Origin of the sequence: Pseudomonas sp. JV245A (assembly GCF_032424515.1) — a bacterium.
GTDB lineage: Bacteria > Pseudomonadota > Gammaproteobacteria > Pseudomonadales > Pseudomonadaceae > Aquipseudomonas > Aquipseudomonas protegens.
Window position 1 is genome coordinate 1 of the sequence record NZ_VYKE01000100.1, and the last position, 20,934, is coordinate 20,934.

Annotated in this window: 19 protein-coding genes and 1 riboswitch; of the genes, 8 read left to right on the plus strand and 11 right to left on the minus strand. The window is 67.2% G+C overall.

Going from position 1 to position 20,934, the window contains the following annotated elements; translation table 11 throughout:
* Positions 1–172, plus strand: a riboswitch (cobalamin riboswitch). This riboswitch is flagged as partial in the annotation.
* A gap of 151 nt (positions 173–323) precedes the next feature.
* From F6S12_RS22390 to F6S12_RS22400, 3 genes are read left to right on the plus strand one after another with little or no spacing between them, the layout of a single operon-like run.
* A complete protein-coding gene (locus tag F6S12_RS22390) occupies positions 324–2,249 on the plus strand; it encodes a TonB-dependent receptor plug domain-containing protein (protein ID WP_210458827.1) in 1,926 nt (641 codons plus the stop codon).
* Positions 2,250–2,260: 11 nt separating this feature from the next.
* On the plus strand, positions 2,261–3,013 hold the full coding sequence (locus F6S12_RS22395; protein ID WP_011060537.1) for a (2Fe-2S) ferredoxin domain-containing protein: 753 nt from the start codon (positions 2,261–2,263) through the stop codon (positions 3,011–3,013).
* Positions 3,006–3,923: an ABC transporter substrate-binding protein gene (locus F6S12_RS22400; RefSeq protein ID WP_053157547.1), complete on the plus strand. Its 918-nt coding sequence runs from the start codon at positions 3,006–3,008 to the stop codon at positions 3,921–3,923. Before F6S12_RS22395 ends, F6S12_RS22400 begins: the two co-directional genes overlap by 8 nt.
* Positions 3,924–4,122: 199 nt before the next feature.
* On the opposite strand, the gene F6S12_RS22405 is transcribed toward F6S12_RS22400, so the two are convergent.
* Positions 4,123–5,205: a diguanylate cyclase gene (locus F6S12_RS22405; RefSeq protein ID WP_315869337.1), complete on the minus strand. Its 1,083-nt coding sequence runs from the start codon at positions 5,203–5,205 to the stop codon at positions 4,123–4,125.
* 236 nt (positions 5,206–5,441) lie between these two features.
* Between F6S12_RS22405 and F6S12_RS22410 the strand changes: the two genes are divergently transcribed.
* From F6S12_RS22410 to F6S12_RS22420, 3 genes are all read left to right on the plus strand, one after another.
* Positions 5,442–6,368, plus strand: a complete 927-nt coding sequence (locus tag F6S12_RS22410; protein ID WP_015635032.1) for an alpha/beta fold hydrolase — start codon at positions 5,442–5,444, stop codon at positions 6,366–6,368.
* A 135-nt stretch (positions 6,369–6,503) separates the two neighbouring features.
* Positions 6,504–7,898 carry a VOC family protein gene (locus F6S12_RS22415; RefSeq protein ID WP_315869338.1) on the plus strand — a complete coding sequence of 465 codons (1,395 nt, stop codon included), beginning with the start codon at positions 6,504–6,506 and terminating at the stop codon, positions 7,896–7,898.
* A 140-nt stretch (positions 7,899–8,038) separates the two neighbouring features.
* Positions 8,039–9,460: an FAD-binding oxidoreductase gene (locus F6S12_RS22420; protein WP_169894047.1), complete on the plus strand. Its 1,422-nt coding sequence runs from the start codon at positions 8,039–8,041 to the stop codon at positions 9,458–9,460.
* Positions 9,461–9,472: 12 nt separating this feature from the next.
* On the opposite strand, the gene F6S12_RS22425 is transcribed toward F6S12_RS22420, so the two are convergent.
* The gene (locus F6S12_RS22425; RefSeq protein WP_011060531.1) at positions 9,473–9,838 is read right to left on the minus strand and encodes a hypothetical protein; all 366 of its coding nucleotides are present in this window, start codon (positions 9,836–9,838) and stop codon (positions 9,473–9,475) included.
* Between the two features lie 184 nt (positions 9,839–10,022).
* Between F6S12_RS22425 and F6S12_RS22430 the strand changes: the two genes are divergently transcribed.
* Positions 10,023–10,409: a hypothetical protein gene (locus F6S12_RS22430; protein ID WP_065363547.1), complete on the plus strand. Its 387-nt coding sequence runs from the start codon at positions 10,023–10,025 to the stop codon at positions 10,407–10,409.
* Positions 10,410–10,678: 269 nt separating this feature from the next.
* Here the strand turns inward: F6S12_RS22430 and F6S12_RS22435 are convergent, their stop codons facing one another.
* From F6S12_RS22435 to F6S12_RS22450, 4 genes are all read right to left on the minus strand, one after another.
* Entirely contained in the window at positions 10,679–11,266 is a 588-nt protein-coding gene (locus F6S12_RS22435; protein WP_026020035.1) for a hypothetical protein, read from the minus strand.
* Positions 11,267–11,375: 109 nt separating this feature from the next.
* A complete protein-coding gene (locus tag F6S12_RS22440) occupies positions 11,376–12,461 on the minus strand; it encodes a lipocalin-like domain-containing protein (protein ID WP_011060528.1) in 1,086 nt (361 codons plus the stop codon).
* Positions 12,451–14,931 (minus strand): ABC transporter permease, encoded by a 2,481-nt coding sequence (locus tag F6S12_RS22445; protein ID WP_315869339.1) that lies wholly within the window; start codon positions 14,929–14,931, stop codon positions 12,451–12,453. The genes F6S12_RS22440 and F6S12_RS22445 overlap by 11 nt, the downstream gene beginning before the upstream one ends.
* Position 14,932: 1 nt before the next feature.
* Complete coding sequence (locus tag F6S12_RS22450; RefSeq protein ID WP_315869340.1) at positions 14,933–15,601, minus strand: ABC transporter ATP-binding protein; 669 nt, start codon at positions 15,599–15,601, stop codon at positions 14,933–14,935.
* Between the two features lie 164 nt (positions 15,602–15,765).
* Here F6S12_RS22450 and F6S12_RS22455 point away from each other — a divergent pair, with 164 nt between their 5' ends.
* Complete coding sequence (locus tag F6S12_RS22455; RefSeq protein ID WP_065363546.1) at positions 15,766–16,314, plus strand: YniB family protein; 549 nt, start codon at positions 15,766–15,768, stop codon at positions 16,312–16,314.
* 44 nt (positions 16,315–16,358) lie between these two features.
* Here F6S12_RS22455 and F6S12_RS22460 read toward each other — a convergent pair whose 3' ends face one another.
* The 5 genes from F6S12_RS22460 to F6S12_RS22480 all read right to left on the minus strand — a co-directional run.
* The gene (locus F6S12_RS22460) at positions 16,359–18,086 is read right to left on the minus strand and encodes a NahK/ErcS family hybrid sensor histidine kinase/response regulator (RefSeq protein WP_015635023.1); all 1,728 of its coding nucleotides are present in this window, start codon (positions 18,084–18,086) and stop codon (positions 16,359–16,361) included.
* Positions 18,070–19,233, minus strand: coding sequence for an alcohol dehydrogenase-like regulatory protein ErcA (ercA, locus tag F6S12_RS22465; protein ID WP_011060523.1), 1,164 nt, complete (start codon positions 19,231–19,233; stop codon positions 18,070–18,072). Before ercA ends, F6S12_RS22460 begins: the two co-directional genes overlap by 17 nt.
* Before the next feature lie 219 nt (positions 19,234–19,452).
* Positions 19,453–20,367 carry a pyrroloquinoline quinone biosynthesis protein PqqB gene (pqqB, locus tag F6S12_RS22470; protein WP_161467260.1) on the minus strand — a complete coding sequence of 305 codons (915 nt, stop codon included), beginning with the start codon at positions 20,365–20,367 and terminating at the stop codon, positions 19,453–19,455.
* Positions 20,368–20,428: 61 nt separating this feature from the next.
* Positions 20,429–20,500 (minus strand): pyrroloquinoline quinone precursor peptide PqqA, encoded by a 72-nt coding sequence (gene pqqA / locus F6S12_RS22475; protein WP_011060521.1) that lies wholly within the window; start codon positions 20,498–20,500, stop codon positions 20,429–20,431.
* Between the two features lie 275 nt (positions 20,501–20,775).
* On the minus strand, positions 20,776–20,934 hold a 159-nt coding region (locus F6S12_RS22480; RefSeq protein ID WP_074245582.1), incomplete at its 5' end, for an aldehyde dehydrogenase family protein.

The following is a 20,934-nucleotide window of genomic DNA, read 5'->3' on the forward strand; positions in this document are numbered from 1 at the left end:
CGTGCAGGAGGTGAAACGGGAAACCGGTGCGCCCCTTTTCGGGCAAGTCCGGTGCTGCCCCCGCAACGGTAAGCGAGTGCTGCATTCAACAGGCCACTGTACCCAAGGTATGGGAAGGCGAATGCCGCCAGACTCGCAAGCCCGGAGACCGGCCTGTGACGTCTGTTTGGCAATCCTGCGGTGGGCGGGCATGGGCCGGTATGGTCGCGTGCCCGTGGCCGATACCCTCTCCTGCGTGCTTCCCGAAGACACTTTCGAGAAGACCAACAATGACAACACCTGACGCTTTCCTTGCACGCGACTGGCGTGCACCTGGCCGCACCATGAGCGGCGCCCTGCTCGGCTGCCTGTTCAGCCCCCTGCTGCTGGCGGACGACAGCCCCCTGACGCTGGACCGGCAATTTGTTTCCGCCCCCTCGGTGGAGTCCACCACGGTGGCCGAAATGGCCCGGTACGGCAGCAAGGTGGAGATCATCGACCGCCAGCAGATCGAACGCGCCGGCCCCAGCAGCGACATCACCCGGGTCCTGCAGATGTACGTGCCGGGGCTGTATGTGGCGCCCAAGAATGGCCCCTTCGACTACGGCACCTATTCCCTGCTGGGCGGGCGCAACGACGACACCCTGATCCTGCTGGACGGCGTGCGCCTGAACAACCGCCTGTACGGCGGCCTGTACCTGGATACCCTGCCGGCCAACGCCATCGAGCGCATCGAGGTGCTCAAGGGTGGCCAGAGCCTGCTGTTCGGTACACAGGCGGTGTCCGGGGTGATCAACATCGTCACCCGCAGCCCGCAGACCCGCGACGTCTCCGGCGAGGTCAACCTGGGCCTGGACAGTTTCATGGGCAGGAGCGGCGACGCCCGCGCCGAGCAGATCCTCAGCAACGGCCTGGGCGAGCTCGGGCTGTTGGCCTATGTCAGCCACAACGTCTCCGATGGCTACCAGCCATTTCGCAACAGCGCCTACAACGCCAACACCCGGGACAAGAAACGCAGCTATGAAGTGACCACCTTCGGCGCCAAGGCGATCCAGGGCCTTGGCGACGCTTCGCGGCTGGAACTGTTCTACCAGTACAGCGACGCCAACCTGGATTTCGCCCGCCCGGTGAACAACCGGAAAACCACCAACGACCGCATCCAGCAGATCGCCACCGCGACCTTCGAGCAGCGCCTGGACGAAGGCTTCAGCTACTTCGTCAAGGGCCATGTCAACGACTGGGACACCCGCTACACCAGGATCGACAGCCTCGACGACGCCAGCCTCAAGGTGCGCAACCACAACGACTACTGGGGCTTCACCGACTGGGGCCTGCAGGCCGAGGGCAAGGCCGAGCTGGACGGCGGCCACGTGCTGGTATTGGGCACCGACAACCAGTGGTTCAAGGGCCAGGACGACGTGCTCAAGATCGATAACAAGCAGGCCCAGGCCAATGCCCTGTACACCCAGCTGCGCCCGGTGTTCGACGCCCTGCCCGACTGGCACCCGAGCCTGGGCGTGCGCCACGAGAAAATCAGCGGCGGCGAGAGCGCCACCGTGGGCATGCTCACCTCGCTCTACGACCTGACGCCCCACTGGCAACTGCGCGGCCAGTACGGCAGCGCCTTCAAGCTGCCCAACGCCGAGCAGCTGTACGCCAACGAGGACTACGAAAAAGGCAACCCCGACCTCAAGCCGGAAAAGAGCCTCAATGCCGAGCTCGGCCTGGACTACAAGGGCAGCCTGCTGGCCGGCGAATTCAACGCCAGCGTCAGCGCCTTCCACCGCAAGATCGACGACCTGATCACCCTCGACGCCAACGATGTCTGGAGCAACGGCCAGGGCCGGATCAAGGTGCGCGGCATCGAACTCGACGGGCGCTGGCAGTTCAGCCCGCAATGGACCCTGCAGGCGGACATGACCCGCAACCTGGTGGAGTCGCGCAACGGCGTGACCCTGAGCAACATCCCCGGTTTCTTCGCCCGTTCGCGGCTGGGCTTCGAAGCCCCGGACCGGATGTGGGGCGTGGGTGGTGCGGTCCGCTACATCGGCCAGATCGACAGCCCGAAGAACGTCGACTACGGCCACTATTCGGTGGTCGACGCCGATGCCTATCGCTACCTGGATACGGCCCAGCAGCACCGCCTGAGCCTACTGGTGGAGAACCTGTTCGACCGCGACTACAGCACCAGCATGACCAGCACCTCGCCCTCGGTGGACAACCTGGGGCGACCCTTCACCACCGAAGTGCGCTACACCTACCGCTTCTGAGGCCGACCGACATGCATGAGAACTATCAACGGGTGCTGTTCGTCGGCCCCGGCCTGCACGGCGGCGCCCTCGGCGAAGCCTTTCGCAAGGAGCTCCAGGCCCTGCGCGGCGACGGCGCCGACACCCGGGTGATCGACACCCTGGACGGCTTCGACAGCCTCTGGGCGGCGCTGGGCGAAGCCCTGCCCGAGGACGGCGCGAAGCTGCTGGTGGTGGACCTGGAACCCAGCTCCGACAGTGCCTACCTGGACTGGCTGCGCGATGAGCTGGGGCGCCTGGCCCAAGCCCACCCCCAGGCACCGCGGCTGTGGATCACCGCCCAGGCCCTGGGCCGGCGCGGGCTGGACGCGGCCCTGGCCTGCGCCAGCATCGGCCAGCGCGAGCGCCACCTGGCCTGCGACAACGTCAACGCGGTGCAGAGCGACCCGGACTGGTCGCGGGTGCCGCCCCATGCCCGCCAGGTGTTCCTGTGCACCGGCCCGCGCTGCGTGCGGCGCGGCGCCCTGGCGCTGTGGAAGACCCTGCGCCGCGAACTGCTGCGCCTGGAGCACATGGAGACGCCCGGTGGCGTGCTGCTGACCCGCACCGCCTGCCAGTTCCCGTGCAACCTGGGGCCGGTACTCACCGTGCACCCGGACGGCTGCTGGTACCGGGTGCGCGATGACGGCGAGGTGCTGCGCCTGGTCCAGCAGCACCTGGTCCAGGGCGAACCGGTGGCGGACCTACGGATTCCCGCGCCCTACGGAGGAACCGCGGATGCCTAGCAGACTGCTCGGCCTGCTGCTGTGGCTGGCGGCCCTGCCGGCCCTGGCGCACAGCTACCAGAACTGTGGCCGGACCTGGACGGTGGACGGCCCGCCCCAGCGCATCGTCGCCCTCAACCAGCACAGCGCCGACCTGCTGCTGGCCCTGGGTGCCGGGCCGTCGATGATCGGCGTCGCCTATCTGGACGACGATGGCCAGGCCCAGGCCGAAGGGCTTTACCACGGCGTGCCGGTCATCGCTCGCCAGTACCCGTCGGCAGAAGTGCTCTATAGCCTGAAACCCGACCTGGTGGTGGGCGGCTTCGCCTCGGCCTTCCCGGAAAACTTCAGCTCCCGGCAACGCCTGGAGGCCATAGGCGTAGGCAGCTACCTGCTGGAATCGGCCTGCGCCGGGCATGACCAGGACTACTTCGGGCATATCCGCCGCGACCTGCTGACCCTGGGCCGGCTGCTGCGCCAGGAGGCCCGCGCGCAGCAACTGGTGGGCCAGATGGATGCAGACCTGGAGGCCGCCGCGGCCCTGTACCGCGGGCGCCCGACGCCTTCGGTGTTCTACCTGGACAGCGAAGTCAACGGCCTGGCCAGCCAGGGTCAGCGCGGGTTTGTCGGCGTGCTGCTGCAAGCGGCCGGTGCACGCAACAGCTTTGCCGCCATCGACCGCCCGCGCCTGACCGTGGACAGCGAGACCCTGCTGGCCAACGACCCCGACGCCATGCTCCTGGCCGACGCCCTGTGGTCCCCGGCCCGGCGCAAACGCCAGCTGCTGCACAGCGACCCTGTGCTGTCGCGATTGCGCGCAGTGCGCGAAGACCGACTGATCGACATCCCCTTCGCCCGACTGGTGCCGGGCATCGCCAGTGGCCGCACCGCCCTGGAACTGGCCCGGCGCCTGCACCCCACCCACGACTGACCCCACACCCCGCAGGAGCCGGCTTGCCGGCGAAGGGAACACCCCCGATCCCTCGGCGTACCCACAGACGCCTTCGCGGGCAAGCCCGCTCCTACAACCACCAGCGAGCCCCCCGTAGGAGCCGGCTTGCCGGCGAAGGGAACACCCCCGACCCGGCGGCGTACCCACAGACGCCTTCGCGGGACACAAGGAACAGCGGCTACAGGGAGTTGAGCAAACGCCTGGACGGCTGCTCCGGCGGGTGGCAGGTGACGTTGTTGCGGCCGCAGGTCTTGGCCGCATACAGGGCCTGGTCGGCATCGTTGAACCAGCCCATGGCGTCGTCGTGCAGGGGGTTGAAGGCCGCCAGGCCGATGCTCAGGCTGACCTGCAGCGCCGGGCTCTGTTCATAGCCCAGGGCCCCAAAACGACCGCGCAGGGCCTCCATCAGTTCGGCGGCATGAGCCAGGGGCACGTCCGGCAGGATCACGCAGAACTCGTCGCCGCCATAACGCCCGGCCTGGTCGCTGACCCGCAGGTTCTGGCGCAGCAGCTTGCTCAACTGGCGCAGCACCACATCCCCGGCCACATGGCCGTAGGTGTCATTGATGGCCTTGAAGTGGTCGATGTCGATCAGGGCGATGGCACCACCATGGGCCTGGCGCTTGCAGCGCTGGAACTCGATCTCCAACTGGTCCTTCCAGGCGCCATGGTTGAGCAGCCCGGTCAGGCTGTCGGTGCGGCTCAGGGCCAGCAGCTCGCGCTTATGCCGGCCCAGGGTCACCGCCTGCTGATAGCAGATGTAGCCCAGGGCCAGCGGGTACAGGGTCAGCATCGGCAGGCAGGCATACACCTGCTCAGGGGTGGTCTGGGCGACAAACGCCGGCCCGAACAGCCACAGGGCAACGCCCATGCCCAGCACTTGGGCCGCACTGCCGGCGAGGAAGAAACGTAACCCGCCCAGGGCCATATTGTTCATGGCCATCATCCCCAGGGTGGTGGCCAGCGGCAGCGGATTGAAGTGCATCGCGCCGACCCAGAAGCCCCCCAGCAGCGAATCCACCAGCAGGTTGCGGTACTCGGCACGAAACGGCACCCGGGCCAGCCGCGCCCATTGGTAGGCCAGGTGCGGCCAGGCAAATGCATTGAACAGCATGAAGCCCCAGACCCAGGGCGCCGGTTGCAGGGGCGCCATCCCCGCGGCCACGCAGAAAAACCCCAGGGCCAGGCCCAGGGTCCGTGACCGATAAAGCCTCCTGGCCAATGACAGTCCCTTCCCTCTGGTGTCCTGCGCAGGGAGCAAGTCGCCTCCGATCAGCAATGGGTAAAGGTGGAACGAGCGGGTGGCAAGCAACCGGTGAAAGTCTATCAGTCGCGTTTCAAAGCGCCATCACTGCCAACGCCCAGTTTCGGCCTGCCAGCGCCAGCAGGTGGGGAATATTTGGCTATAACTGAGGGGCGGCCGATAACCGACTTCGCAGTGGCGAGCACGGCGCGCGCCGCCCCTGAGCCGATCCACCCTGCCCCTGGAGGCCACCGATGCTGGTGATCCTGGTCCTGCTGCTCCTTGCCGCACTCTGGTGCTACCGCACCTACCCGCGCATCGGCCACCTGCTGTACGACGCCAGCGTGGCCCTGGAAGCACGCCTGTACCGACTGCAGAAAGTCCCGGTGCAGATCGGCGAAGAGACCCTGATGACCTACCAGGGCGGCCCGGCCCAGGCGCCGGTGATCCTGCTGCTGCACGGCCTGAGCGCGGACAAGAGCATCTGGCTGCGTTTTGCCCGGCACTTCAACCGCGACTACCGGTTGCTGATCCCGGACCTGGGCGGCCATGGCGAAACCGCCTATGCCGCCCACCAGGACTACCGCGTTCCGGCCCAGGCCCAGCGCCTTTTGCGCTTGCTCGACGCCTGCGGCATCCAGCGGGTGCAGGTGATCGGCAACTCCATGGGCGGCTATATCGCCGCCTGGCTGGCCGCCCATGCCCCGCAACGGATCAGCGGCCTGGCGCTGTTCGACCCGGCCGGCGTCGAAGCCCCCGAGACCAGCGACCTGCAGCACCTGCTGGAACAGGGCAAGAACCCCTTCCTGGTCCGCTCCCGCGCCGACTTCCAGCACTTCTACAGCCTGACCATGGCCACCCCGCCCTGGGTGCCCGAAGCAGTGCTGGCGGCCATCGCCGAACGCTATCAGGCGCGCCGCGGGCAACTGGCGCGGATCTTCGCCGAGCTCCAGGCCAGCCCGCCCATGGAGCCCGAGCTGGCGAAGATCCAGGCCCCGACCCTGCTGCTCTGGGGCCGCGAGGACCGCCTGCTGCACCCCAGCAGCGCCCAGGTCTGGGCCAAGGGCCTGCCCCAGGCCCAGGTGCAACTCTGGGAGGGCATCGGGCATATGCCCATGGTCGAACGCCCGGTGCGCAGTGCCCGGCTGTACCAGCAGTTCCTGGAACGCCAGCGGCACTGACAGCGGCCCGCTCATGCATTCATTTGCAGAATGAAGTTCAGAGGAAACTTCGTTTGTCAGCCTCGGGCAGGCCCAGCAGAATCGAGGCCGACCCGCCCTTTCACGCCTCGCCCCTCTGCCACGGGAAGCCTGTTCATGAGCCACCAGCACTTCGTCAGCCCGGACCTGATCCGCCAGGGATTTTCCCGGGCGATGTCGGACATGTACCGCGAGGAGGTGCCGCTCTACGGCGCCCTGATGGAGCTGGTGGCCGAAGTCAACGCCCAGGTCCTGGAGCAGCAGCCGGCGCTTGCCCGGCACCTGCAGAGCAGCGGCGAGTTGCAGCGCCTAGACCTGGAGCGCCACGGCGCGATCCGCGTCGGCAGCGCCGCCGAGCTGGCGACCCTGGCCCGGCTGTTCGCGGTGATGGGCATGCAGCCGGTGGGCTACTACGACCTGACCCCCGCCGGGGTGCCGGTGCATTCCACGGCCTTTCGCGCGGTGCACGAAGCGGCCCTGCAAGTCAGCCCGTTCCGGGTCTTCACCTCGCTGCTGCGCCTGGAGCTGATCGACAACCCGGAGCTGCGCAGCTTTGCCGAACAGGTCCTGGCCCGGCGCCAGATCTTCACCCCCCAGGTGCTGGAACTGATCCAGCAGGCCGAGGCTGCCGGAGGCCTGGACGCCGAAGACGCCGAGCGCTTTATCCGCCAGGCCCTGGAAACCTTCCGCTGGCACCACCACGCCACGGTGACCGCCGCCCAGTACGCCAGCCTCAGCGCCCAGCACCGGCTGATCGCCGACGTGGTGGCCTTCAAGGGCCCGCACATCAACCACCTGACTCCGCGCACCCTGGACATCGATGAAGTCCAACGGCTGATGCCTGCCCGCGGCATCACCCCCAAGGCGGTGATCGAAGGCCCGCCACGCCGGGAATGCCCGATCCTGCTGCGCCAGACCAGCTTCAAGGCCCTGGAGGAATCCGTGGCCTTCACCGACCAGGCCCAGAGCCAGGGCAGCCACAGCGCGCGTTTCGGCGAGATCGAACAGCGCGGCGCGGCGCTGACCCCCAAGGGCCGCGAGCTCTACGACCGCCTGCTGAACGCCGCCCGCGACGCCCTGGGCGACTTCCCCAACGAAGCCAATGCCCAACGCTACAACCAACTGATGCAAGAGCACTTCAGGGAATTTCCCGACAGCCACCCGGCCATGCGCGAACAGGGCCTGGCCTACTTTCGCTACTTCGTCAGCGAAACCGGGCTGGCCGCGCGCAACCAGCCCCAGCGGCCCACCACCCTGGCAGCGCTGCTGGCGGCCGGGCACCTGAGCGCCGAACCCCTGGTGTATGAAGATTTCCTGCCGGTCAGCGCCGCCGGGATCTTCCAGTCCAACCTGGGGGACGACAGCCAGAGCCACTACGCCGGGCAATCCAACCGCCAGGCGTTCGAAGCCGCCCTGGGCCGCCCCACCCTCGACGAACTGCTGCTCTACGCCCAGACCCAGCAGCGCTCCCTGGAGCACTGCGCCGCCACCCTGGGCCTGCCGACGCTCTAAGGCGCAAGGCAGGCCCGCGGGTCGATGCCGGCCTTGCAGCCGGTGCGCTGCCCCCATGGTCATGGACCCGTCGCGGCGTTATTCTGCCGCCACTTGCGCCCCCATCAGCGGCGCGCCACCACCAGGGATGGACACGGCGAATGAGATTCGCGATCGGCCTGTTTTTATGCGCGGCACTCGGCGGCGCACTCCCCACCCACGCCGCAGAAACCGTCAACGACATCACCCAGCTCAACCCCATAGTGGTGGACCAGGTGGTGCGCCCCACCCGCCTGGAGCAGATCGTCCAGCTGGTGGCCGGGCACCCCGGCCCTATCGCCATTGGCGGCGGGCGCTACAGCATGGGCGGCCAGACCGCCACCGAACAGGCCTTGCAGATCGACATGCGCGGCTTCAACCGGGTGCTCGACTTCTCCAAGGAACGCAAGGAAATCACCGTGCAGCCGGGCATCACCTGGCGCGCCGTGCAGGACTACATCGACCCCCACGACCTGTCCGTGAGCATCATGCAGAGCTACGCCAACTTCACCGTCGGCGGCGCCCTGAGCGTCAACGCCCATGGCCGCTACATCGGCTACGGCCCGCTGGTGAGCTCGGTGAAATCCATCAAGCTGGTGCTGGCCGACGGCCAAGTGGTGGACGCCAGCCCGCAGCACAACCGCGACCTGTTCTACGGCGCCATCGGCGGCTACGGCGGCCTGGGGGTGATCGTCCAAGCCACCCTGCAACTGAGCGACAACGTGCGCCTGCTGCGTAGCGTCGACGAGATGCCCCTGGGGGACTACCGCCCCTACTTCCAGGCCCGGATCCAGAACAACCCCAAGGTCATCCTGCACAACGCCGTGCTCTACCCCGACCAGTACCAGACCCTGCGCGCGGTTTCCTACAGCCAGACCGACCTGCCGGTCACGGTCAAGGAACGCCTCACGCCCCTGGACCAGAACTACTGGAAAGAACAGAAGGCCCTGAAAGTGGTGAGCCAGTGGCCCGGCGGCAAGACCCTGCGCCAGGAAGTGATCGACCCCCTGGTGCTGAAAAAACCGCAAGTGTCCTGGCGCAACCACGAAGCCAGCCTCGATGTGCGTGAACTGGAACCCGACTCCCGGGCCAAGCGCACCTACGTGCTGCAGGAATACTTCGTGCCCCCCGACCAGCTGGAAAGCTTCGTCCAGGAGATGGGCGCGACCCTGCGGGCGCACAAGGTCAACGTGATCAACCTGTCGATCCGCCACGCCAAGGCCGACCCCGGCACCCTGCTGGCCTGGGCCAAGACCGAGGTCTTCGCCCTGGTGCTGTACTACCAGCAGAGCACCGCGCCAGAGGAACGGGAAAAAGTCGGCGTATGGACCCGCGCCCTGGTGGACAGCGCCATCGAGCGCGGCGGCAGCTACTACCTGCCGTACCAGATCCACGCCACGGCCCAGCAGTTTCGCGCGGCCTATCCACGGGCCGGGGAGTTCCTGGCGCTGAAGGCCCGGGTCGATCCGCAGAACAAGTTCCGCAACAAGTTGTGGGATGCCTATGGGCTGGGGGCCACAGGGGATGGGGCTGCCCAACCTTAAGGCTGGGGGCCATCAATGGGCCGCGGAGCGCAGTGGCGCCAATACCTTACGTTGCTGCAGGTAAATCACTCCATCACCGTCGAAGGCCAGCACCTTGTCGGTGGTCAGGGCGCTGGCGTCGCCGTCCTCGTACTTGAGCCAGCCCTCATCCCACAAGTCGCCACTTTCATGACGCACCTGCACAAAGAAATAAGGCGGCTCGGAGCGGGTGATCTCAATGTAATGCCCACCATCGGGGCCCCCCTGCCACCGCGCATCAGGGTGCTCGGCCAATACATGGGCCGGCGTCGTGGAGAAGCCGTTCTTGAACACGACCACCGCCAGCAATACCAGCGCCAGTACGCCCACCGACATGAGCAAACGTTTTAACCAGATCAATCCAGGATCTCCGCTATCATTCACCGCCCTCGACCTGTCCCGGTCGGGCAATCGCGCATTCTGTTGAAGGCCCGCGCAGTGTGCAATAACAAGCGCAGTGGCCGCTTGCCATCCAGGCCGGCCGCCCCCCCGGAAAGCCGGCTGGACGCCTCTTGAACCCGCAGTACCAAGGAAAGGATTGGCCATGCGTATCACCCTCAACACCCTCCATGTAGAAGCCGACCATAGCCTGTGGGTCAATTTCAGCAGTGCGTTCGGCGAAGGCCGGGGCCAATGGCTGGGCACGCCGCCACAAATGGGCCAGGTGCATGAGGTGGAGTTGAGCCTGGAGGACGATTTTGTCTGGGATCACAACCTGTGGGCCGCGACCCAGGACAGGCCACGCATCAGCCGGGAACAGGCGGGGCTGCGGGTCACCGGGCAGTTGCTGCCCCGGGAAGACGAGGCTGTCGCGGCGCTGGCCATAGGTCCGAACATCGTCCTGCTGTCGCTGCAGGGTGGCCACGCGCAGCCAGGCGGCTTCGTCAGCCTGCTTGCACGCCAGGTCAGCTTGAGTCCGGTGGCACTGTAGAGGGAGCACGGCAGGCTCGCGCCGGAGCATCCAGCCAGGGTCGATTCAGGGTGATGTAAAGCGGGAAAGTCGCAGGACGCGACAGGGAAAGGTGTTCGCCCAGTGCTCTGGCCTTGGCAATCCTTGCACCGGTAAAGAGCCCTTGCACCGGGCGAACGGTTGGCATTCTAGTGCAACTGGCGGGGAAAGTCCGTGGGCAGATTCTGAATAAAACTGCACGGTGCAGTTAACCCGATTGCCCATTGCCTCCCCCGCTCAGTCCTGCCCCCTCAGCCTTCGTGGGCAGTGCTGACCTGCAGGATGTCGGTGTAGGTCACCAGCACGCTCTGGCCCACCTTGAGGTCCTTGAGGCGCTGCTGGACTTCGGGTTTCTCCACGCTCACCACTTTCTTGTTGCCCGCCGGGCCTTCGAAGGTCAGCTGGTTTTTCTTCAAGTCAATGGCGGTGATCTTCAACTGCACCTGCACCTGGCGATAGGCCGCGCCGCCGGGGTTGGGGTTGTCTGCGGTAGCGCGGACCACGCCGCTGGCTTCGCTGGAATCGGGCTTGCCCTTTTCAACGTCGGTGTCGAGCACCGCCACCACCGAGTGGGTGACCGTGACCTTGACCTGATCGCCGACCTTGAGGTGGCCCAGGTCCTTGGCCTGATCGCTCAATTGCACATGCACCGGCTTGCCCCCGGCGCCTTCGAGCACCACCTGGTGCTTGGCAGCGTCCACCGACAGGACCTTGGTCACCACCTGATCGGCCTCGATGGCCCCGGACAGCGGGATATCGGCGGCGTGTGCGGCAAGGCTGGCGGTGCCCAGCACAGTGGCCAGGGCGATGGCGCGGGCCAGGGTATTGAGGGTTTTCATCATGAACATTCCTTGTGGTTGAGAAACACACTGACTTTCAGTCAGGCCCTTGAGCATAGACGCCCTGCCAGCTTTCACCGGGGGGATGGGTGCAAGCGTCGCGGCGCCCTCAATAACCGGTCATCTCCAGGTAGCCGCTGCCACTGTGGCTGCCAGCGAATTGCAGCGGCCCTTCCCAGTAGGGAATGCTCAGGTTCATCCAGGCCTGGGGGTTCAGGGCCCGGGTGGTGATATCCAGGCCCTTGGCGGGGATCTTCAGTTGCCAGGTGGTGGGCAGGCTGCGGCCCTGGACCCTGGACTGGGCCAGCGGCAGCAACTGGATCTGCTCCTTCCCCAGGCTCTGGGTGTGGCCATCGGTGCTGATCCAGGTGCCGGTGATATAGGGCGCCTTGTCCCGCTCGCGGACCCGGAACAGCATCAGCCGCTCGCCGCTGTCCAGGTGCAGAGAGAACCAGTCCCAGCCGCTCTGGTCCGCGCCCAGGGGCTGGCTGCTCCATTCCCGGTCGAGCCAGGCCGGGCCGCTGACCTGATAGCGCTGGCCATCGATCTGCAACTCCCCCGCGGCCTGGAAGAACGGCTGGCTGTAGTAGTAGGAGGCCTGCCCCTGGTCGGACTTGCGGCTGTAGCCGCCCTCGCCCTGCAGCACCAGCGGCCGGCTGCTGGAAAGTTGCAGGCGATAGGCGAACCCCGGCCCCGCGGCCTGCACCTGCATCCGCGCCAGGGGGTCGCCGGCGCTGTTCAGGGTGCTCAACTGCCAGTCGTCGATCCAGGCCTGGAACGGCTGCGCGATCACCCCGGCCTGGCCGACGCCACCCCGGGCATAGCGCTCGGCGGCGTGGTGGCTCTGGGCCGAAGTGGCCGCTGCATGGCCCAGCCACACCAGCGGCGCGCCCCAGCCCGGCTGTTCGGGAGCTGCCCGCAGGGCACTGCGAAACAGCGTCCACTGCACGCCGAAGTGGCGGCCCTGGGCGTCGCTCAGGTCTGCCGTGAGGTACCACCACTCGATGCGAAACCCGTCATGGGCACCGTGGTCGGCAGGAAAGCTGAAACTGCGCCCCGGCAGCACCGGGGTGAAGGCCGCGGCCTCGCTGCCCAGGCCGGCGAAACCCTGGGGCGGCTCGGCGGGCTGTTCACAACCGGCCAGCAGCGCCAGCAGCAACCCCGCCAGGGCCCGGCCCAACACATCAGTCTTCATGGGCAAAAGTCCTCAGCAGGTCCGCCGGTTGCGCGCGGTACAAACGCAGCAGCGGCCAGGCCGATGCCAACAGAGTCGCCAGCATGGCCAGGCCCAAAAGTTGCAGAAGCTGCCCGGGGAACACCCGCAACGGCAGGCGCCAACCAAAGGCCTGGACATTGATCACGCTGTCCAGGCACCAGGCCAGGAGGATGCCCAGCGGCAGCGCCAGGACCAGGGTGAGCAAGGCCAGCAGCCAGGTCTGCCCGAGGTTCAGCAGCATCAGTTGACGCCGCCCCACCCCCAGGGCCCAGAGCGGCGCCAGCTGGCCCAGCCGGCTCTGGCTCTGGGTCAGCAGGCTGATGAACAGCGCCACCCCGGACACCCCCAGGGTCAGGCTGTTGAGGGCGGCGGTGGCGGCGAAGGTGCGTTCGAAGACCTGCTGCGACCAGCCCTTGAGCCGGGCCTGATCGATGATCCGGCTGTCGTCCAGGGCGAACTGCTGTTGCAAGGCGCCGACCAGCCCGGGCATCGCTCCCGGCGCCAGGCGCAGGTTGAAACGGCTCGGCGTCAGCGCTGGCCAATGCGCCAGCAAGTGCCCGGCATTCACCAGCAGGTGGCCCTTGGGGTTGCCATAGTCGGCGTAGATCCCCACCACCCGGGGCGCCCACTGCCCGGCGGGCACCGGCAGGCTCAGGCGGTCGCCGGGGCGCACCTTCAGACGTCGGGCCAGCTGTTCACTGAGCATCAGGGTGTCCTGGCTCGCCAGTTGTGCCCAGGGCTCGGCGCCGTCGCTTTCCAGGAGCGGCCAGTGCTGGCGGTAGCTGGGATGGTCGATTACCCCATACAGGTCCGCCGGCCAACCCTGCACCTGCAACGCCACCTGCCAGCTGGGCAGCACAGCGACAACCTGGGCCTGTTGCGGCAACCAGTCCAGCAACTGCCGGGCCTGCTCCGGGCTCTGCGGATTGACATACAACTCGGCGCTCAGGCGTTGCTCCAGCCAGTCGTTGAAGGTTTCGCGAAACCCTGCCGTCATGCTGCCGGCGCCGATATTCGCCGCCAGCGCCAGCAGCAGCGCCATCAGGGCCAGGCTCAGGGCCGGCAGTTGCTGGCGGCAATCGGCAAGAAACCACTGCCCCAGCACCCCACGCCGGCGCCCGAGCAAGGCCCCCAGCACCGCATCGAGCAGCACCGGCAGGCCCAGGGCCGCCGCCAGCAGCAAGGCCGCCATCAGCACAAAGCCGCTGGCCAGGCTGTCGCCCCACTGCCACGCCGCCAGGGCCAGCAACAGCGCCACTACGGCCACCGCACCCTGGCGGCGCAGCCAGCGGGCATGGGCCTGATGCCAGGCCTGGGGGTTGGCCAGGGCCAGCAGCGGCAGGCGCGCCGCCCGCAGCAGGCTGGCGGCGCCGGCCAGCAAGGCCCCCAAGAGGCTCAGGCCGATACCGCTGAACCACCACCCGGGGCTGAGGCTCAACTGCCCCGCCACCTCGGCGCCGTACAAGCCGCGCAGGCTGGCGGCCACGTCCGGCAGCAGCAGCCCGGCCAGCAGGTAGCCGCTGATGACCCCCGCCACTCCACCCAGCAGCGCCAGGGCCCCCAGTTCCAGAATCAGGCTGAAGATCAGCAGCCGCGCACTGACCCCGCAGGCGCGCAAGGTCCGCAACAGGCCACGACGCTGCTCCAGGGCCAGGCCGATGGCGGCATGCACAATAAACAGCCCGACCACGAAGGACAGGAAACCCAAGGCATCCAGGTTCAGGTGAAAGCTCTCGGTCAGGCGCGCCAGGGTGTTTTCCGATTCGCCCGAATGCAGCACCAGTTGCCCCGCCAGCTCGGCCGGCAAGGGCGGCGCGCGGGCGGCAAAGTCCCGGGGCAGCAGCAGGCGGCTCAGTTGCCCCGGCTGGTCGAGTACCTGCTGGGCAAAGCCGATGTCCATCAGCAGCAGCCCCGGGGCCATGTCCGCCTGCACCTGCAACGGCGGCAGCAGCCGGCCATTGCTGGCCCGGGGCTGCTGGCCCTCGCGGTAGCCGAGGCTGGCCAGGGTCTCTGGGGCAACCCAGGTACGCCCCGGCGGGCTGAAGAATTCCACCACCTGCTGCATCGCCAGTGGCTTGCCGGCCACTGCGGAACCGGCGGGCAAGGACAAAGGCTCGATGCCCATCAGTTGCAGGCGCAGCGCCTCGAAGCCCTGCAACTGCACCCGCCCTTGCAGCACCGGCGACACCGGCCAGCCGGCCCGGCGCAGGTCGACGAACCATTGCTGGGCAAAGCTTGCGCCAGTGGCCGTGCCCAGGCTGGCCTGGGGTTCACCGCCGATCAGCTGGCTGGCCCGGGCATAGCTGTCCCGGGCCTGGCTGTTGAGGGCCAGGACCCCGGTCAGCAGGCTGGTGGCCAGCCACAAACCGGTGAGCACACTGAAGAACTGCACCGGGTGCTGGCGCCAGTGGCTCAACAGCGCCTGCAAGGTGCCACGCAGCACCCGCATCTCAGGCCCCGCCCGCTGCGGCCAGGCGGCCACGCTGCAGGACCACGGTGTGTTGCAAACGGCTGGCCACGCGCTGGCTGTGGGTCACCATCAGCAAACTGGTGGGGCTGTCGGCCAGCAATTCCAGCAGCAAATCCAGCACCTGGTCACTGGTGGTTTCATCGAGGCTGCCGGTGGGCTCATCGGCCAGCAACAGCCCGGGCCTCGACGCCAGGGCCCGGCCCAAAGCGACCCGCTGCTGCTGGCCGCCGGACAACTGCTCGGGGTAGCGGCGCAGCAAGCCCCCCAGGCCCAGGCGCTCCACCAACTGCGCCTGCCAGCGCGGATCGAAGCGCCCGGCCAGGCGCGCCTGGAAGCCCAGGTTGTCCTCGACCCGCAAGCTGCCGATCAGGTTGAACTGCTGGAACACCAGGCCGACTTCGGTGCAGCGCCAGTTGGCCAACTGGCTTTCGCTCATCCGCTCCAGGCGCTGGGCGCCGATGCGAATGCTGCCGCCATCCACCTGGTCCAGCCCGGCCACCAGATGCAGCAAGGTGCTCTTGCCGCTGCCGGATTCGCCCATCAGCGCCAGGCTGCTGCCCTGCCCCAGATGCAAATCGACACCCTGCAGCACCGCCAGCGGCCCCTGGGGGGTGGCATAGCTCTTGAACACTCCTTGTACTTCCAGCATGGGCTGACTCGTCCGACCTGAAGGGGGCTCAAGGATAACCCGTGTCGCCCATGGCACCAGCGCAAACCTGCAGCGCGGCAACCGATGAACCAGGGCGCGCCCCTATCGCCCAGCGGCCACGGAATATAGTATTGCGGCCCGTTTGTTCATTGCAGGAAGCACCCATGACCTACACCAGGGCCCAATTGCAGTACCGGCTGTACATCGCCGCAGGCGCACTGTTGTTTACCGGTGCCTTGATCTCGACCTTTTTCTCGACCCTGAAAATGCTCCACTGGCGCCTGGACAGCTACACCGCCATGGCGCGCACCATCAACCGCCCGATCGAGCAGTTCACCCTCATGGTCTGGGAAAACACCCGCCCCCTGAACTGGCTCTGGGACAACAGCCCGACCCCCGACTTCATCCGCCTGAGCAACTCCGTGCACTGGAAGTTTCTGCTGATCTACCTGCTGATCTTCGTCGGCGCCGCCCTGTTCACCTCAGGCCGGATGCTGATGCGCAAGGTCGAGGAAGTGGAACCGCTGATCGAGGCCCAGATCAACGCCCCGGTCGAGGAAGGCGTACCCGCCAAGACCCTGCAACAGCTGGAGGACTCGACCCTGGTGGAGGCCGCGCCACCGTTCTTCAGCCAGACCCGCCTGCTTTTGGTCTGGCCCCTGGGCGGTGCAGCGGTCTACCTGGGCCTGCTGTGGATGCTGCGCATCATCTGAGCTCCGCGCCGGCGCATCGATTTGGCCGCCCCCCCTTGCCACCACTAGCCCAGCAACTGGCTGAGCACGGCCCGCAACTTGCCCGGCTTCACCGGTTTGTTGAGCAGCGGCGCGCCCAGTTGCTGCAAGGCGCGGCGGCACTGGTCGCTGCGGTCGGCGGTGATGATCACCGCCGGCAGCGGTTGTTGGAAATGCTCGCGCAAGCGCCTGACCACCTGGCAGCCGGTGACCCCGTGATCCAGGTGAAAGTCCGCCAGGATCAACTCCGGCGCCCGGCCCTGCAGCACCTCCAGGGCCGCGGCCTGATCGGTGGCGGTCAGCACCTCGCAGCCCCACTGGCCGAGCAGCGCGGCCATGCTTTCAAGAATGCTCAACTCGTTGTCCAGCACCAGCAGGCGCCGCCCCGGCAGCGGGTTGCCGGTGCCCGGCTGCGGCGCCTGCTGGCTCAAGGGCAAGGGCACCCGGGCCGCCAATGGCACCTCGATGCTGAACCGCGAACCGTGCCCCGGCCGCGACGCTACCTGCACCCGATAGCCGAGGATCTTGGCGATGCGCTCGACAATCGCCAGCCCCAGTCCCACCCCTTTGCGGTCGGCGGCGCGGCCCACATCCAGCTGGTTGAACTCCAGGAAAATCGACTCCAGGCGGTCGGCGGCAATGCCGCGCCCGGTATCCCACACCTCCAGCCGCAACTGGTCGCCCCGGCGCCGCGCCGCCAGCAGGATGCTGCCGCGCTCGGTGTAGCGGCAGGCATTGCTGAGGAAGTTGCGCAGGATCCGCGTCATCAGCCGCAAGTCGGTGAACAGGGCAAAGTCACCGAAGCGCACCCGCAGCCCCAGCCCCGCCGCCTCGGCCACCGACTGGAACTCGGAAACCAGGGGCGCGAGCATTTCATCCAGGCGGTAGGTGGCCAGGTCCGGCTTCACCGCCGCCTGATCGAGCCTGGAAATATCCAGCAGGTCGGTGAGCAGGTCCTCGGCGCCTTCCAGGGCCTGGTGGGTGCGTTCCACCAGCAGTTGCTCCGGGGCCGGCAGGCTGCGCTCGCGCAGGGTGGAAATCAGCAGGCGTGCGGCATTCAGAGGTTGCAGCAGGTCGTGGCTGGCGGCGGCCAGGTACTTGTCCTTGCTGCGGTTGGCCGCCTCGGCGGCGTCCCGGGCCTCGCGCAGGTCGCGCTCGATGCGCTCGCGCCGGGCGATCTGCTGCTGCAGGTTGCGGTTGGCGTCCAGCAACTCATCGGTGCGCGCCGCCACCCGCTGCTCCAGCTGGTCGTTGAGCTGTTCCAGGTGCTGCTGGGCCAGCTTGCGCTCGGTGATGTCGGCGACGAACCCTTCCACCAGCCCGTCCTGGTCGGGCTTGAGCAACAGGTTCATCAGCACATCGATGCTGCTGCCGTCCTTGCGCCGCAGCTGGGTTTCGTAACCCAGCAGGCTGCGCTGGTTCTGCAACTGCTCGCCGATGGCCGCCAGTTCCCCGGCGCCGCCCACGAACAGATTGCCCGCCAGGTCGGCCAGGGAAAACAGCACTTCCTGGGGGTCCTGATACCCCAGCATACGCGCCAGGGCCGGGTTGGCGGCACGCATGCCGGCCTGCAGGCTGGCCTGGAAGATACCGTGCACCGCGTTCTCGAACAGCCACTTGTAGCGGTTGCGCTCGGTTTCCAGGTCTTCCAGGCGCGCCGCCAGTTCCGGGTAATGGCTCTTGCGCGCCGAGTGGTTGCCCAGCCCCAAGAGCCCGGCCAGGGCCCGTTGCTGTTCGTCAGAGGGCCTCGCCATAGACCACCTCGACATCACGCTGGCTGGATTCACGAGGGTTGGTGAGGATGCATGGGTCGCCCATTGCGTGCTGCGAGAGGAACGGAATATCGCTGCTGCTGACCCCATGCAGGCCCAGGGTCTCGTGGAAGCCGATGGCGCGCTTGAGGGCGATCAGGTGCTCCACCAGGCGCCCGCAGATCTGCCGCTGGTTGAGCCCGCGGCAGTCGATGCCGAAAGTCTCGGCAATCACCTTGAATCGCTCCGGCGCCGCGCTGTAGTTGAAGGCCACCACATGCTCCACCAGCACCGCGTTGCACAGCCCGTGAGGCAGGTCGAGAAAGCCCCCCAGGCTGTGGGACATGGCATGCACCGCGCCGAGGATCGCGTTGGAGAACGCCAGCCCGGCCTGCATGCTGCCGAGCATGATCTTCTCGCGCAGGGCGATGTCCGAGGGGTTGGCGATCATCTGCACCAGGTTGCCGTTGATCAGGCGCATGGCTTCCAGGGCGTGGGGATCGGTCAGCGGCCCGTGGCCGGTGGAAACGAAAGCCTCGATGGCATGCACCAGGGCGTCGATGCCGGTGCAGGCGGACAGGAACGGGTCCATGCCCTGGGTGGTTTCCGGGTCGATCAGCGACACATCAGGGACCACCGCCTTGCTGACGATGGAGAACTTCATCCGCTCCTGCTGGTTGGAGATGATCACGAACTGCGAGACATCCGCCGAGGTGCCGGCAGTGGTCGGGATCATGATCAGCGGGGGGCTGGGCATGCGGATGGTGTCCACCCCCTCGAACTCGAGGATGCTGCGCCCGTGGGCGGCGACGATGCCGATGCCCTTGCCGCAATCCATGGGGCTGCCGCCACCGACCGCGACGATCACATCGCAGGCGTTTTCCCGGTAGATCTGCGCGCCGTGCATCACCTCCTCCACCCGCGGGTTGGGCGACACCGCGCTGTACAGGCAGTACTCGACGCCCTGGGCCAGCAGGCTGGCCTCGACATCGGCGACCCAGCCGGCGGCGATCACCCCGGGGTCGGTGACCACCAGCACCTTGCGCGCACCGAAGGTCTTCGCATAGTTGCCGACGTTGTGCCGGCAACCGGCGCCAAAGATGATTTCCGGAGAGACGAACTTGCGCAGCAGACTGAGATTCTGGCCCATGGGGGAAGCCTGTTTTCTTATTGTTCTGGAGAAGAACGCCAGCCTAAAGCATCCGTTGCTGAAAGCAATCCGACCATTGGGTGGTGGTGATCCGGCCCGGAGTGCCGGCGAGGGCGATCTGGCGGCCCCCAACGCACTGTAGGAGCCGGCTTGCCGGCGAAGGCGGTCTTGCGGGCCCCTTCGCCAGCAAGCTGGCTCCTACGGTGTGCGGCGTGCGGGTCAGAGCTGGATGTCCATGCCGTCATGCGCCACTTCGATGCCGCGGCGGGTCAGTTCGGCGCGCTCGGCGGAGTCCTCGTCGAGGATCGGGTTGGTGTTGTTGATGTGGATCAGCACCTTGCGCGCCCGAGGAAAGCGCTCCAGCACCTCAAGCATGCCGCCGGGGCCGCTTTGCGCCAAATGGCCCATCTCGCTGCCCAGCTTGTCGCCCACTTCACACAGGCGCATCTCGTCGTCGCGCCACAAGGTGCCATCCACCAGCAGGCAGTCGGCGCGGTCCATCCACGCCAGCAGGGCCTCATCCACCTGCCCCAGACCCGGGGCATAGAACAGGCTGGCGCCGCTGCGCCGGTCCTCGATGAACAGGCCGATATTGTCCCCCGGGTGCGGGTTGCCGCGATGGGGCGAATACGGCGGCGCGCTGCTGCGCAGGGCAATCGCCCGCAGCGCGATGTCCGGGCAGGCCGGCAGGCTGAATTCCCGGCCATCGAGGTGGATGGGCTGCCACTGCAAGCCGCCGTTCCAGTGGCTGAGCATGTTGAACAGGGGGAAGCCGCTGCACAGGTCCTGGTGGACCATCTCGGTGCACCAGACCTGATGCGGGCAGCCTTCGCGCAGGCTGAGCAGGCCGGTGCAATGGTCAATCTGGCTGTCCAGCAGGATCACCCCGGCCAGGGCGGTGTCCCGAAGCTGTCGAGCCGGTTGCAGCACCGGAAAGGACTCCAGCTGCTGGCGAATGTCCGGGGAGGCGTTGCACAGGATCCACTCGCTGCCCTGGTCGCTCAGGGCGATGGACGACTGGGTGCGGCGCCGGGCCCGCAGCGTGCCGTTGCGCACGCCGGCACAGTTACGGCAGTTGCAGTTCCACTGGGGAAAACCGCCCCCCGCCGCGGAACCGAGAATGCGGATATGCATGACGTGCTCCTGAAGGGCAAAAGGCTCCGGCCGACACCAGTACCGGCCGGAGCGGGACGGCTCAGCGGTTGGCGAAGTACATGGTCACTTCAAAGCCGATACGCAGGTCGGTGTACGCGGGTTTATGCCACATGGGGTCAAGCCTCTTGTTGTGCCGGGGGATTCCGGTAGCGGCATTAATGCACGGGGAGCGCGGGGGCCGAATGCTACTTTGGGACGAACCGGCGGGGTGCGTTGGTAGGGGGAAATGGGGGTGGTCTTGCGGGCCTCTTCGCCAGCAAGCTGGCTCCTACAGGGTTGGCGGTGCTGCGCCCACAACGCACACGGGGAGGTGCCCACCCATGAGCCCTCCCCGTGTCCGTCCCGCACAAGCGCGGCGGCACCCAACCACCGCGCCTGTTGTTGCCCTTAGAAGAAGCCCAGGGGGTTGATGTCGTAGCTCACCAGCAGGTTCTTGGTCTGCTGGTAGTGGTCGAGCATCATCTTGTGGGTCTCGCGGCCCACGCCGGATTTCTTGTAGCCACCGAACGCGGCGTGGGCCGGGTACAGGTGGTAGCAGTTGGTCCA

Excerpts from the sequence above, each read along its gene's own strand:
- F6S12_RS22415 (WP_315869338.1), top strand. The coding sequence starts at position 6,504 with ATGAGCCACCAGCACTTCGTCAGCCCGGACCTGATCCGCCAGGGATTT.
- F6S12_RS22455 (WP_065363546.1), top strand. The coding sequence starts at position 15,766 with ATGACCTACACCAGGGCCCAATTGCAGTACCGGCTGTACATCGCCGCA.
- F6S12_RS22410 (WP_015635032.1), top strand. The coding sequence starts at position 5,442 with ATGCTGGTGATCCTGGTCCTGCTGCTCCTTGCCGCACTCTGGTGCTAC.
- ercA (WP_011060523.1), bottom strand. The coding sequence starts at position 19,233 with ATGGGCCAGAATCTCAGTCTGCTGCGCAAGTTCGTCTCTCCGGAAATC.
- F6S12_RS22450 (WP_315869340.1), bottom strand. The coding sequence starts at position 15,601 with ATGCTGGAAGTACAAGGAGTGTTCAAGAGCTATGCCACCCCCCAGGGG.
- F6S12_RS22400 (WP_053157547.1), top strand. The coding sequence starts at position 3,006 with ATGCCTAGCAGACTGCTCGGCCTGCTGCTGTGGCTGGCGGCCCTGCCG.
- pqqB (WP_161467260.1), bottom strand. The coding sequence starts at position 20,367 with ATGCATATCCGCATTCTCGGTTCCGCGGCGGGGGGCGGTTTTCCCCAG.
- F6S12_RS22435 (WP_026020035.1), bottom strand. The coding sequence starts at position 11,266 with ATGAAAACCCTCAATACCCTGGCCCGCGCCATCGCCCTGGCCACTGTG.
- F6S12_RS22440 (WP_011060528.1), bottom strand. The coding sequence starts at position 12,461 with ATGAAGACTGATGTGTTGGGCCGGGCCCTGGCGGGGTTGCTGCTGGCG.
- F6S12_RS22420 (WP_169894047.1), top strand. The coding sequence starts at position 8,039 with ATGAGATTCGCGATCGGCCTGTTTTTATGCGCGGCACTCGGCGGCGCA.
- F6S12_RS22460 (WP_015635023.1), bottom strand. The coding sequence starts at position 18,086 with ATGGCGAGGCCCTCTGACGAACAGCAACGGGCCCTGGCCGGGCTCTTG.
- F6S12_RS22390 (WP_210458827.1), top strand. The coding sequence starts at position 324 with ATGAGCGGCGCCCTGCTCGGCTGCCTGTTCAGCCCCCTGCTGCTGGCG.
- F6S12_RS22395 (WP_011060537.1), top strand. The coding sequence starts at position 2,261 with ATGCATGAGAACTATCAACGGGTGCTGTTCGTCGGCCCCGGCCTGCAC.
- F6S12_RS22430 (WP_065363547.1), top strand. The coding sequence starts at position 10,023 with ATGCGTATCACCCTCAACACCCTCCATGTAGAAGCCGACCATAGCCTG.
- F6S12_RS22445 (WP_315869339.1), bottom strand. The coding sequence starts at position 14,931 with ATGCGGGTGCTGCGTGGCACCTTGCAGGCGCTGTTGAGCCACTGGCGC.